11 protein-coding genes are annotated in these 13,156 nt (G+C 66.5%); 7 read left to right on the forward strand and 4 right to left on the reverse strand.

What is annotated here, in order from left to right; all coding sequences use genetic code 11:
• Positions 1 to 3: 3 nt before the first annotated feature.
• Entirely contained in the window at positions 4 to 1,248 is a 1,245-nt protein-coding gene (locus tag F3H41_RS15240; RefSeq protein ID WP_149739541.1) for an aromatic ring-hydroxylating dioxygenase subunit alpha, read from the forward strand.
• Positions 1,249 to 1,250: 2 nt separating this feature from the next.
• Positions 1,251 to 2,327 (forward strand): hybrid-cluster NAD(P)-dependent oxidoreductase, encoded by a 1,077-nt coding sequence (locus F3H41_RS15245; protein WP_149739542.1) that lies wholly within the window; start codon positions 1,251 to 1,253, stop codon positions 2,325 to 2,327.
• A gap of 76 nt (positions 2,328 to 2,403) precedes the next feature.
• Here F3H41_RS15245 and F3H41_RS15250 read toward each other — a convergent pair whose 3' ends face one another.
• Positions 2,404 to 3,918 (reverse strand): caspase family protein, encoded by a 1,515-nt coding sequence (locus F3H41_RS15250; protein ID WP_188129479.1) that lies wholly within the window; start codon positions 3,916 to 3,918, stop codon positions 2,404 to 2,406.
• A 388-nt stretch (positions 3,919 to 4,306) separates the two neighbouring features.
• On the opposite strand from F3H41_RS15250, the gene F3H41_RS15255 reads away from it, so the two are divergent.
• On the forward strand, positions 4,307 to 4,771 hold the full coding sequence (locus F3H41_RS15255) for a BA14K family protein (protein WP_149739544.1): 465 nt from the start codon (positions 4,307 to 4,309) through the stop codon (positions 4,769 to 4,771).
• A 303-nt stretch (positions 4,772 to 5,074) separates the two neighbouring features.
• Complete coding sequence (locus tag F3H41_RS15260; RefSeq protein WP_149739545.1) at positions 5,075 to 5,323, forward strand: PilZ domain-containing protein; 249 nt, start codon at positions 5,075 to 5,077, stop codon at positions 5,321 to 5,323.
• Positions 5,324 to 5,398: 75 nt separating this feature from the next.
• Here the strand turns inward: F3H41_RS15260 and F3H41_RS15265 are convergent, their stop codons facing one another.
• Entirely contained in the window at positions 5,399 to 6,397 is a 999-nt protein-coding gene (locus F3H41_RS15265; RefSeq protein WP_149739546.1) for a transporter, read from the reverse strand.
• 477 nt (positions 6,398 to 6,874) lie between these two features.
• Here F3H41_RS15265 and F3H41_RS15270 point away from each other — a divergent pair, with 477 nt between their 5' ends.
• From F3H41_RS15270 to F3H41_RS15280, 3 genes are all read left to right on the forward strand, one after another.
• A complete protein-coding gene (locus F3H41_RS15270) occupies positions 6,875 to 8,656 on the forward strand; it encodes an acyl-CoA dehydrogenase (protein WP_149739547.1) in 1,782 nt (593 codons plus the stop codon).
• A gap of 28 nt (positions 8,657 to 8,684) precedes the next feature.
• Positions 8,685 to 9,440, forward strand: coding sequence for a crotonase/enoyl-CoA hydratase family protein (locus F3H41_RS15275; RefSeq protein ID WP_149739548.1), 756 nt, complete (start codon positions 8,685 to 8,687; stop codon positions 9,438 to 9,440).
• A gap of 230 nt (positions 9,441 to 9,670) precedes the next feature.
• Positions 9,671 to 10,678 carry a PHB depolymerase family esterase gene (locus F3H41_RS15280; RefSeq protein ID WP_244616219.1) on the forward strand — a complete coding sequence of 336 codons (1,008 nt, stop codon included), beginning with the start codon at positions 9,671 to 9,673 and terminating at the stop codon, positions 10,676 to 10,678.
• Between the two features lie 250 nt (positions 10,679 to 10,928).
• Here the strand turns inward: F3H41_RS15280 and F3H41_RS15285 are convergent, their stop codons facing one another.
• Positions 10,929 to 12,182, reverse strand: a complete 1,254-nt coding sequence (locus F3H41_RS15285; RefSeq protein WP_149739550.1) for a class I SAM-dependent RNA methyltransferase — start codon at positions 12,180 to 12,182, stop codon at positions 10,929 to 10,931.
• The gene (locus F3H41_RS15290) at positions 12,179 to 12,934 is read right to left on the reverse strand and encodes a TlyA family RNA methyltransferase (RefSeq protein WP_149739551.1); all 756 of its coding nucleotides are present in this window, start codon (positions 12,932 to 12,934) and stop codon (positions 12,179 to 12,181) included. Before F3H41_RS15290 ends, F3H41_RS15285 begins: the two co-directional genes overlap by 4 nt.
• Positions 12,935 to 13,156 lie beyond the last annotated feature (222 nt).

Below are 13,156 nucleotides of genomic sequence, written 5' to 3' on the forward strand. Positions count from 1 at the left end.
ATCATGACGATCCGCGGCGACATGCTCCAGCGCCTCAAGGGCCGTAAGCCCGGTTACAGCCTCGAACAGGCCTTCTACACCGATCCTGAATTCTTCAAGATCGACCTGGAGGAGGTCTGGTACAAGGACTGGCTGTTTGTCGGCCATGAATGCGAAGTGGCCAAGCCCGGCGCCTACTTCACCCTGCAGGTCGGCGCCTATCCCGTCGTCATCGTCCGCGACCGCCAGGGCGTTGTGCGCGCGCTGAACAATTCCTGCCGCCATCGCGGCTCGCGCGTGTGCAACCACAAGAAGGGAACCTCCGCCAAGCTCGTCTGTCCCTATCACCAGTGGACCTACGAACTGGACGGCAAGCTGCTCTTCGCCCGCCAGATGGGCGAGGATTTCGACAAGACGACCCATGGCATGAAGCCGATCGCCTGCGAAACCGCGGGCGGCTACATCTTCATCAACCTGTCCGAACGTCCGATGGACTTTGCGCCACTGCGCGAGATGATGGAGCCCTATTTCGCGCCCCATAACCTCAAGGACACCAAGGTCGCCTTCGAGAGCACCATCATCGAGAAGGGCAACTGGAAGCTCGTCTGGGAAAACAACCGCGAGTGCTACCACTGCGCCGCCAACCATCCGGAACTGTGCCGCACCTACCCGGAAGCCCCGACGGCCACCGGCGTGCAGGGCGCCAAGGACGATCCGGTCATCGCCGAACACTGGGCGAAATGCGAAGCCGCCGGTCTGCCGAGCGAATTCCGCATGCACCCGACCGGCCAGATGCGCGTTGCCCGCATGCCGCTCATCAACGATGCGGAAAGCTACACCATGTCCGGTCGCCCGGCCGTCCGGCGGCTGATGTCGGATCAGGTCACGCAGAGCCACATCGGCACGCTGCTGCTCTTCCATTACCCGACCACCTGGAACCACGTTTTGAAGGACCACGCCATTACCTTCCGCGTGCTGCCGCTCGGTCCTGAACTGACGGAAGTCACCACCAAGTGGCTGGTCCACAAGGATGCCGTCGAGGGCGTCGATTACAATCTCGAGGAACTGACCCACGTCTGGACCGAAACCAACGACCAGGATCGCCAGATCGTGGAAGAAAACGCCTTCGGCATCCGCTCGCCCGCCTACGAGCCCGGCCCCTATTCGCCGGAACACGAAGGCGGCGTCATGCAGTTCGTCGAGTGGTACACGACTTTCATGACCCACCGCCTGCAGGGCGAGACCACCTCCATCGCACGGGTTGCCTGACCATGACCATCGCGTCGACCTTCCACCATTTCGACGAACTCCAGCCGTTCAACGATCGCCAGCACCGGCTGGAATGCATCGCCGTGACGGCGGAAACGGCCGACGTGATGACCTTCGTGTTCAAATCCGAAACGCCGGGCTGGTTTCGCTACCTGCCCGGCCAGTTCGTGACACTGGAGCTGCCTGTCGGCCCCGAGCCGGTCATGCGCACCTATACGCTCTCCTCCACGCCGTCGCGGCCCTTCTCGGTCGCCGTGACGGTGAAGGCTCAAGGTGGCAGCATCGGCACGCGCTGGATGTTCGAGAACCTCAAGCCCGGCATGTCGCTGAAAGCCTTTGGCCCGCTCGGCGACTTCACCTTCGCCCGCCATCCGGGCGAGAAGTATCTGTTCGTCTCGGCCGGCTCCGGCATCACGCCGATGATGTCGATGACCCGCTGGATGGCCGATTGCGCGCCGATGAGCGATGTCGCCTTCCTCACCTGCGCCCGCACCCCCGGCGACATCCTGTTCCGCTCCGAGCTCGAAAGCCTTTCGGCTGGCATGCCGAACCTCTCGCTCGGCTTCGTCGTCGAGGGCCACCAGCCGCGCGACGGCTGGCACGGCCTGCGCGGCCGTATCGATATCGACAAGCTGAAGCTGCTCTGCCCGGATTTCCGCGACCGCACCGTCTTCTGTTGCGGCCCGGAGCCCTTCATGCGTGGCGTCAAGGGCGCGCTGGAAGCGAACGGCTTCGACATGGGCCGCTACCATGAGGAAAGCTTCCAGCCCGCCGTCCCGGAACCCGTCGTGCTGCCGCAGGGCGAGCCGGGCGCACCCGCCGCCATCGTCAGCTTCTCGCTGGCCGGCAAGGAGGTCGCCTGCGCGCCGGGCCAGACCATCCTCCAGGTCGCCCGCGCCCATGGCGTGCGTATCGGCGCCGCCTGCGAGGGCGGCATCTGCGGCACGTGCCGCGTCATGAAGCTCTCCGGCGACGTCGAGATGAGCCACAATGGCGGCATCCTCGATGACGAGATCGACGAAGGCTACATCCTCGCCTGCTGCTCGCGCCCGCTGGGACCGGTGACGGTCGAGGTCTGATCGCGCAACACCGGCCACGCCCGATGCATGGCCGGCCTTCTTCCGAGCCTTGGCGTCGGCCAAGAGTCGGCCGCCGTCAGAGCGGGCGGCAATCGAGGTGCAGTTCCGCCTCGCGCACCGACTGGCAGCGGCGCTGCACCTTGACCGGCTTTTCCTCCGCTGCCTGCTGCCGCACGGGCTGCACCTTCTGCTGCGCGACCGTCGGCTGCCGCTCGATTGTGCGGCGCTGCGGTGTCGTGCTGCGTTCGCGCGTTACGGTCTTGGTGCGCTCGCGAATGCAGGCGCCGGACGCCGAAAGCACGCGGCCCGCGGGGCAGGTCTTGGCAACGCACTGCCCGTTCCGCTCCACTTGCCTGTTACCGCAGACGAGCGGGCAGACGCGTCCCGGCACGCCGGAGAGGGCTGCAAGAAGCGCCTGCGATGGCGTATCGGCGCCGTCCGGCAGGGCACGTTGGCGGCGGTAGGCGGACAGGGCCGCCTGTGATTGCGGCCCCCAATGACCATCAGCCTTCGATAAGAGGCACCCGGCGCCCGAAAGGCGTGTCTGGATGGCGCGGACCAGCGTGCTGTCCACCGCGCCATCGGCAGGCTCGGTCACGGCCAGGGCGGGTGCCGGGGCAAGGGCAGCCACCTCGAGAGCCGGATCGGCGGCATTCGTCCCGGGCGCTCCGGCTGCCTCCTGCGCGTTCGCGGTCGCGGTCGCCGACGGGCCGTCAGCCTGAGGGGCGGTCTCCAGCGCGGCGAGACGCCGTTTGGCGATGCCGGCAAAGGCGCAGTTCGGGAACCGGTCGATGTGCTCGCGCAGCAGCGTCGCATCATTCTCCCCGGCAATTGCCTGCCAGTGCAGCGCCGCCTCTGCGCAGGGATCGGCCGCTGCAGCCGGAAGGGCCGCCTCGACCAGCGGCGGCTTGAGGTAGATGCTGATGCCGGGCAGGCGACCGTATTCGAAGGGCGTTTGCCGGCCCTTGGTGCGCTCCTGCACCCGGTCGGCGATCTGCCGGAACATGAGGTTCAGTTCGAGGCCGGGCTGTTCCACATAATGCAGCAGCGCCTCCGTGTAGGGACTGTGCCCGACCGCCGCATCCCCATCATCGGCGGTGGTGCCGGCCGCGGCCGCGTAACTGACCAGCATGCCGGGCTTCGGTTCGACGCGGGCAAGGCCGCGTCCGACGGAACGGTTGCCACGACTGGGTTTCATCGTCGCGGTGAAGGGATTGTTCCGGCAGGCGTCGAGGAGAACGAGGCGCAGGCCTTTGACATCCTCGATGGAGGCGAGAATGTCGCTGAGGCCAACCGTCTCGAAGCCGATCCGGCGGTCGGTGGTCAGCCGCGCATCGGTCGGGATGAGGTAGTTCTCGCCGTCGAGCTCCATCCCGTGGCCGGCATAGTAGAACACGGCCTGTTCGGCCCCCGTCGCCTTGTCCGCGAAGTCGGCCAGCACGGCTTCAAGGGCGCCCTTTCCGAGATCGGTGCGGTGTGTGACGGAAAATCCGAGCCGGCCGAGGGCCGCCGCAACCGCCTCACTGTCGGCGATCGTGTTTTGCAGCGGACTGGCATTGCGGTAGGCGGCATTGCCGATGACCAGGGCCACGCGCGGTTCCGCCTTCGCCGCTACCGCCGCAATACCGGCAAACACCGGGAGCAGACACAGCACGACAAAAAAACCCAGCAGACGGTCCCTTGCCCACTGGCTCGCTCGGCGCCGACCCCTTGTGAACCCGCGTCCCATCTCGCCCCCCTTCGATCTCGCGGCACGTGTCGTGACGTGCCTGTGCCCCCGCATCAAGATTTGCCGACTTCCCTGACGATGGCAAGCGCGGCGTTTCCGGCTTGCCGCAGCATTCCCGGCTGTCCGCATGACGCATGGTGGACCGAAAAAATTCATGCTGCTCTCGTTTCTGTGAACCGGCCTTCGCGGAACAATGCGTCGAACCGCACGTTTCAGCGACATCAGAAGACCATCCGCAGGGAGAAACATCATGTTCGCAGCAACCAGAAAATGGGTCGCGACCGCCTTGTCCGTCGTTCTCGTCGCCTCTGTCGCGGTCCCGGCGCAGGCGATGAACCTCGCCGTGCCGGCACCGGTCAAGATTGAACGCAACAATGCCGACAATCTGGTGCAGCAGGTTCAGTATGGCCGCGGCTATTACATGCGCGGTGGGCGCCACTATTACAACGGCCATCGCGGTTACCGTGAATATCGCCGTGGCTATCGCCAGCATAACGGCCTGTGGTTCCCGCTCGGCGCCTTCGCGGCCGGCGCCATCATCGGCGGCGCTCTCAATGACGGCCGCCCTGTCTACCGCAGCAACCGTGCGGTTCGCGTCAGCGCCCGTCACGTCGCCTGGTGCGAGAACCGTTACCGGTCCTACCGCGCCTACGACAACTCATACCAGCCCTATAACGGCCCGCGCCAGCAGTGCTACTCGCCGTATAGCCGCTAACAGCGCAGCATATCGGCGTCTGTGGCTGATGCAGATGCCAGGAAACACGCGTTTGAACGGGCCGGGAGCCATCTCCCGGCCCGTTCTGCGTGTTTTCTGTCATCGCCGCATCGGAAGCTTGCATGGCCGTATGTGACCCTTCTTTTTTAAGATATCTGTAATATCTAATTTGTAACGATTGGCCGTACAGAGCCGGGTCGTTCCGGTTGCGACCTTCCCGGTGGCGCCACCGGCAGTGCCCATTGCCGAACCCGCCGTCTTCTCCCCCCCGGCAGGTTCGGGCTTGAGACTTTGGAGTGAATCATGACGGGTCAAATCCCCAGAAGCACGCCCCGGCAGCGCATGCTCAAGGGCGTCAAGCTCGTGATCGGCGGGCGTTCGACGATTGACGCCATCCTGCGCGACCTCTCGGATACCGGCGCGCGCATCCGCGTCGAAAACACCGTCTCCCTTCCGGAAACGTTCGAACTTCTGCACGAGGACGGTCGCCGCCCGTGCCGCGTCGTGCGTCGGACGATCAACGAAATAGGGGTCGTCTTCACCGACCTTTGAAGCCTGAGCACTTGGCATTTCACCGGGCGTGAGACCGTTTCCGGTCGCGGTGAAATGCGCCTCTGGCGCGGTGGGTCAGAGAATGCCAATCCGCCTGAGGATCAGCCAGGCCACGCCCATCGACCCTAAAATGATACTGAAGGCCACCAGGGTGCCATGGATCGCTCCGTCGCCCGAAAAGGGCATGCCACCCGTGTTCATCCCGAAGAAGCCGGTCACGAGCGTCGGTGGCAGCAGGAAGGCGGTCATCAGCGAGAGGATATAGAGATGGCGGTTGGTCTCCGCCGAGACCTGGCTGTCGATTTCCTCGTGCAGCAGGCGCGCCCGCTCCTGCAAGGCGAAAACGTCCCGGTCCACGGCCTCCAGCCGGTCGGCAAGGCGCTCGGCAAGATCGAGGAACCCGTCCGGCACCTCGTCCTCTTCGGCGGACGAGGCGCGCCTGAGCAGCGCCAGCACCGTGCGCAGGTGCCGATGCAGGCGAACGGCCGTGCGGCGCAGCGGCGCAAGGCCCGGCTCGTGCATGCCGCCCGTCTCGCCGTAGACATGGTCCTCGATGGCGTTGAGCTCGTGGGTCAGTTCCAGCACGAGCGCGATCAGCGTGCGCTGGAACTCGCCGACGATCATGCCGAAAAGATCGATCGGCCGTCGGCAACGGGCATTGCGCTCGACCACGGCCTTGACCCGGTCGATGCTGCGCAGCGGGTGCAGCCGAGTCGTGACGATGATGCCGTCGGCGACGGCAAAGTGCAGCCAGCCGATCGTCTGCGTCTCCGCATCGAAGGTGCGCTCGAAATCCACCAGCGTGCCGTGCACCACGTCATTGTCATGGGCGATGGAGGCCTGGGTGTCGTTGCTGGTGAGCGTCGCGCGCGCATCGGCGGTCAGGCCCGGAATGCGCTCGATCAGCGCCGGCGTGCGGGCGTCGCTCAGCGCCATGTGCAGCCATACCCAGCCTTCGCCGGGCAGCACCGCTTCCACGGGCGCATTCAGCGCAATGCGCTCGCAACGGTTCTCGCCGGGATAGAAGCGGAAGCCCCAGACGAGGCCGGGAATTTCCTGGGAGATGAGGCTCATCACGCCCTCCGGACGGCATCTGTCTGCGCCCGGGCGGGCGTGTCCGCCTGTCGCTCTACAGCCTTGCACGTCCCTTGAAAAGGGCAAAGCAGGCCCTGTGCGGCCCGCCGGTGCCGTTCCCGTCGCAGCGTTGCGCGCCCGGCATCCGGCCAAGGCTTTTCGGGCCGCGCGGGCCGGGTGGGGGCCGCATCGCCACGGTTCCTTTCCGCCCGCCACACCATCGCTTGCAGGCGAATTGCCGCGTTGACGTTTACGTAAAAATCAATATTCTCTCGTCTCGAAGGCGGCGTCGGGAGGCGCCGCGACGTTTGGCTTGCGGCGCGCGCTGCCGGCCCGATGACCATGACCCTGTCTGTCGTGGACCGGTAAGGGCATCCGGCCAAGGGCCGCACGATGCCGCAATCCGCCGGACACGGACGTGCTATGACGCCGGACCGCCTGCGCCGCCGCGCCGCAGGCCGCTTGAGGAGGATGATGATGTACAAGGCCCCCGTTTCCGAGATTGCCTTCGCGCTGAAGCATGTGGCAGGCCTGAAAGCCGCGCTCGATGCCGGTCGCCTCGGCGATCTCAGCGAGGATCTGGTCGATGCCATCCTGGAGGAGGCCGGCCGCTACGCCACCGATGTCGTCGCCCCCCTCGGGCCGGTCGGCGACAAGCAGGGTTCGCGCCTCGTCGATGGCGAAGTCGTGACGCCGGACGGCTGGCGCGACATGTATCGCGACTGGGTCGCCGGCGGCTGGAACGGTCTGACGGCGCCGGAGGAATTCGGCGGGCAGGCCCTGCCGCACATGCTGCATGTCGCCGCGCTCGAAATGTGGAATTCCGGCTCCATGGCCTTCGCGCTCGGCCCGACGCTCACGATGGGCGCGGTGGAGGCCCTGGAAAAGCACGGCTCGGACGCGCTGAAGGCGACCTATCTGCCGAAGATGGTCTCCGGCGAGTGGACCGGCACCATGAACCTCACCGAGCCCCATGCCGGCTCCGACCTCGGTGTCCTCAAAGCCCGCGCCGAGCGCGCCGGCGACGGCACCTACCGCATCTTCGGCCAGAAGATCTACATCACCTGGGGCGAACACGATTTCACCGACAATATTGTCCACCTCGTCCTCGCCCGCCTGCCGGATGCGCCGGCCGGCACGCGCGGCATCTCGCTCTTCCTGGTGCCGAAGTTCCTCGTCAATGAGGACGGCTCGCTCGGCGCCCGCAACGACCTTTTCTGCCACTCGGTCGAGCACAAGCTCGGTATCCATGCCTCGCCCACCTGCACGATGATCTATGGCGACGGGCGTTTCGGCGACGAAAAGGGCGCCATCGGCTACCTCATCGGCGAGGAGAACCGCGGTCTCAACTGCATGTTCACGATGATGAACAATGCCCGTCTCGCCGTCGCCATGCAGGGTGTCGCCATTGCCGAGGCCGCCACGCAGAAGGCCATCGCCTATGCCCGCGAGCGCACGCAGGGCAAGGCGCCCGGCTGGACTGGCAGCGGCATGAGCCCGATCATCGAACATCCCGATATCGCCCGCACGCTGCTGACCATGAAGGCTCTGACGCAGGGCTCCCGCGCCATCGCCTATGCCTGCGCCCACGCCGTGGACATGGCGCACGCGACGGAGGGCGATGACAGCCGCCACTGGCAGGAGCGTTCCAGCCTGCTCACCCCGATCGCCAAGTCCTTCGGCACCGATGCCGGCGTCGATGTCGCCTCCCTCGGCGTGCAGGTGCATGGCGGCATGGGCTTCATTGAGGAGACGGGCGCGGCCCGCCTGCTGCGCGATGCCCGCATCGCCCCGATCTACGAAGGCACCAACGGCATCCAGGCCATCGACCTCGTCACCCGCAAGCTGCCTCTGTCGGAAGGCAATCACGTGAAGGGCTATATCGGCGAACTCGGCGAGATCGCCGATGCCGTCGCCGCCTCCAACCGTCCGGCCTTTGGAGAGAGCGCCGCCCGTCTGAAAGCCGCGATCGCCGATCTTTCCGAAACGACCGACTGGCTGCTGGCGCAGCTTGCAGCCGGCCAGACGGCAACGGCGCTCGCCGGCGCCACGCCCTACCAGCGTCTTTTCGGCCTTGTTCTGACCGGCGCCTATCTCGCCAGCGCGGGCCTTGCCGATGCCGGTGATGCCGCAGGCGATGCGCGTGTAGCGCTCGCCCGCTTCACGGCGGAAAACCTTCTGGCGGAGACGGCGGCGCTGAAGGACCGCGTCATCGCCGGCGCCGAAAGCCTCGAAGCCGCCCGTGTGGCGCTCGCCTGACCCCGAACCGAAAGAGCCGATCACGACCATGACCGATCACGTCATCATTGAGCGTCCCGAGGCCCATCCGGGCGTTGAGGTCATCCGCCTCAACCGTCCGGAAAAGAAGAACGCCATCACCCGCGCCATGTATGCGGCCATGACGGCAGCGCTGACGGCCAGCAATACGGATCCTGCCGTGCGTGTCACGGTCTTCCTCGGCTCCGAGGGCTGCTTTTCGGCCGGCAACGACATGTCCGATTTCCTCGCCTTTGCCATGGGCGGCAGCATGGGCAGCGAGGTGATCGACTTCCTGAAGGCGCTGGCGACCTACGCAAAGCCGCTGGTCTCCGGCGTCGATGGCCTTGCCATTGGCATCGGCACCACCATTCATCTGCACTGCGATGAGACCATCGCCTCCGACCGCAGCCAGTTCCGCACCCCCTTCGTGGATCTGGCGCTGGTGCCGGAAGCGGCCTCCAGCCTGCTGGTGCCGCGCATCATGGGCCATCAGCGCGCCTTCGCGCTTTTGGCGGCGGGCGACGTCTTCCTCGCGCCGGAAGCCCGCGAGGCGGGACTGGTGCGCGCCGTCGTCGCCCCGCCGGCCGTCGAGGCGGAGACCCTTGCGGCAGCCGACCGCCTGGCGAAGAAGCCGCCAGAAGCGCTGGCGATTGCCCGCAAACTGCTGCGTGGTGATACGTCCGAGGTCCTCGCCCGCATCGACGAGGAGGCGGCCTTCTTCGCGGAACGGCTGAAGAGCGCCGAGGCCCGCGCCGCCTTCGAGGCCTTCATGCGCCGCGGCTGAGGCCATGCGCGGGCGGCCCTGCAGACGGCGCATGGCAGGTGCCAATCCGGCGTGATTGCCTTGTCCCTGCCATCTGGCAGGCCATATACTGCAGGCGCGCGGAGATCGGCAGGGAGAGCCGAGGGGAGGGGCGCCTCACGTCTGACGAAAGGGCCCGCCGCATCATGCCGTCCAGCTTCCGCAAATCCTTGTCCCGCCTGCTCACGCAGCAGAAGCGATGGGAAAAGCGCATGTCGCGCGTGGCGACCGCCTCGCGTGCCGTGCTCGCCTTCCAGGCCGATACGCTGTCCGCCTTCGCACGCCCCGTCGCCCCGCCAAGGCTGACGGAAATCACTGGTTTTGGCACCAATCCGGGCCGGCTGAAGATGTTTGCCTATGTGCCGCAGAATCTGCCGCGCCACGCGCCGCTCGTCGTCGTGCTGCATGGCTGCCGGCAAAATGCGGAGGACTACGAGCGCGGTGCCGGCTGGACGCATATGGCCCGCGAGCGCGGCTTTGCGCTCCTTTTTGCCGAGCAGCGCCGTGCCAACAATCCCAATGTCTGCTTCAACTGGTTTCGTCCGTCCAATGTTACGCGCGATCGCGGTGAGGTCGGATCGATCCGGCAGATGATCACCCGCATGGTGGCGCTCTACAAGCTCGACCGCCGCCGCATCTTCATCACCGGCCTCTCGGCCGGCGGCGCCATGACCGCGGCGATGATCTCCGCCTATCCGGAACTCTTTGCCGGCGCCGGCATCATCGCCGGCCTGCCCTTCGGCGCGGCCCGCGACGTCTCCCGCGCCATCGATGCCATGCGCGCGCCGCCGCAGCGCACGGCCGAGGAGTGGGGTGACCTCGTGCGCAAGGCGACCGGCAAGCCGTTGCCCAAACGCCTGCCCACGGTCTCCATCTGGCACGGGACGGACGATCGCACGGTCACCTTCGCCAATGCCGAGGCGCTGCTCGCCCAGTGGCGCGACGTCCACGGTCTGTCTGCGGAAGCGGGCCGGACGGAAAAGGTGGACGGCCACCAGCGCACCGTCTGGGCCGATGCCAAGGGCCAGCCCCGGGTCACCCTCTACCGCATCGAGGGCATGGACCACGGCACGCCGCTCAAGGCCGGCACCGGCCCCCGCGCCCGCGAAATCGCCGGTGACTACATGCTCGACGCCGGCATTTCCTCGACACGGCATCTGGCCGACGCGTGGGGATTGAAGAAGCCGACGCTCGCCGCGGTGCTGTCACCGGGGCGGTGAGGGGCCGCCTTGATTTCCGTCACAAATTCCATTGTGAAGACGCAGGCGGCCAACGTCCGCAACGGTGATCCCACCACCAACCATCATCCTCGGGCTTGACCCGAGGATCCACGCCGCGAGCGCTCAGGTTGCCGTATGGATGCTCGGGTCAAGCCCGAGCATGACGGAGGTTGTGGGATGCGCCGCAGCAAGGCACCGCCATCACCCCCTCACGATCCCGCCCGCAACTCCGGCACATCCCCCAACCCCGTCACCCCTTCGTCAGCGTCGCCACCGCTTCCACATGGGTGCTCCACAGAAACTGGTCGATCGGCGTCACCGTGTCGATGCGGTAGCCGCCGGCCGTGAGGATGGCGAGGTCGCGGGCGAGGGTCGCCGGGTTGCAGGAAACGGCGACGATGGTTTTCACCGCGCTGCGCGCCATTTCCCGGCACTGGGCTTCGGCGCCGGCGCGTGGCGGGTCGAAGACGACGGCGTCATAGGCTTTCAGTTCTGCGGTCATCAGCGGCCGGCGGAAAAGGTCGCGGCGCTCGACGGTCACCGGCTTCAGCCCCTGCGTGCCGCGGGCGGCGGTATCGAGCGCCTTGATGGCCTTCTCGTCGCCTTCCACCGCATGCACGCGGGCCTGCCGCGCGATCCGCAGCGCAAAGGTACCCATGCCGGCAAAGAGGTCCGCCACGCGCTTGGCCTTGCCGAGATGGGCGAGCACCAGCCGCGCCATCTCCTCTTCCGCACGCGCGCTCGCCTGTGCGAAGGGGGCGGGCGGCGGCACGACGGACACGCCGCCGAAATCCACCATCGGCTTGCGCGGCTCGACCAGAATCTCGCCATCGACGACGACGCGCGCCACGTCCTTTGCCTTCAGGACGGCATCCACCGCCTGGCGGCGCTGCGCCTCCGACATCTTGCGCTGCCCCTCGAAGGAAAGGTCCAGCCCCGTCAGCGTGTCGAGCACGGTCACCTTGAAGGTCTCGCTCCCCGTCGCCACGGCGGCGGCGATGCGGCGGATGACGGGAAGGCGCGCCACGAGAACCGGCAGCGCCACGGGACATTCGTCGATATCGACGAGCGTATGGCTGCCCATGCTGTTGAAGCCGAGCACGAGGCCCTTTTCCGTCCGCCGACAGCTCAGCACAAGCCGTCGCCGTTCGCCGGGCGCAGCGGGAACCAGCGGCGCAACGGCGACAGCCGGGCTGAGGCCCGAAAGCGCATCGCTGACCAGCGCGTGCTTGAATGCCTCATAGACGGGGGGCGCCACATGCTGCAGCGTGCAGCCGCCACAAGCCCCGCCCGGCGCATCCGGCCCGAAATGCCGGCAGGCAGGCGCGATACGGTTCGCCGACGCTTCCTTCAGCGCCATCAGCGTGCCGTCCGTGCCATTGATGGCGGCGGTGATCACGTCGCCGGGCACGGTAAAGGGCACGTAGACCGGCCCCTTCGGTCCGGCGGCCAGCCCGTCGCCCTTGGGGGCAAGGGCGGTGATCGCAAGCGTTTCCGCGCTCATGGCTTTCGTCCTGCCAGAAGAAATTCGACATTGCCGTCGCCGCCGGCGATCGGGGAGGGGATGAGGCCGAGGCTTTCCCATCCCATCTCGTCAACCAGCCAGCGCTCCAGCCCGGCCGCGACATCCGGCGCCGAGGCCGGATCCTTGAGCAGGCCGCCCTTGCCGATCGCCTCGCGGCCCGCCTCGAACTGCGGCTTGACCAGCAGCGCGCAATGGGCGCCACGCTCGGCCATCTCCAGCGCCGGGGGCAGGGCGAGCCGGATCGAGATGAAGGAGACATCCGAGACGACGAAGGTGATGGTGCGATCACCGATATCCTCGCGTTCCATGCCGCGCGCATTCAGCCCTTCCAGCGAGGTGACGCGTTCGTCCTCGGCGATGGAAGGATGCATCTGCCCGTGGCCGACATCGACCGCCGTCACATGCGCGGCGCCGCGCGCCAGAAGCACCTGCGTGAAGCCGCCGGTGGAGGCGCCGATATCGAGGCATTCGCAGCCCGCCGGGTCCAGGTTGAAGCTGTCAAGCGCGGCGATCAGCTTCAGCGCCGCCCGGGACACGTAATCCCGCGCCGGATCGACGGTCGAAAGCTCGGCATCGGGTGCAACGGTCGTGCCGGGCTTCGAAACGATGGCGCCATCGACGCTCACGGTGCCGCGCATGATCGCGTCGCGGGCGCGCGAGCGGCTGGCAGCAAGGCCACGATCGACCAGAAGCTGGTCGAGGCGGATAAAAGAATTTTTTGCAGAGGTCATGGCTTGTCATGACCAATCCCGGCCCGCTGTGCAAGCCGCTTCTCTCCAAAGGATCTGCATTGTTGCACCGCAAAAAGCCGCTCGGCAGTCTATAGTTGAGTATGATGTAATTCTTGTATGGCGGCGACAACCTCAGGGTATCGGTTCCTGCCCTATTTCAGTAGATATTCGAATTGACGAATGTCAGTATTCAGCATCGCGAGATGTAGTGAAGCAATTTTC

This window comes from Rhizobium sp. RU20A (assembly GCF_900155885.1).
Lineage (GTDB): Bacteria > Pseudomonadota > Alphaproteobacteria > Rhizobiales > Rhizobiaceae > RU20A.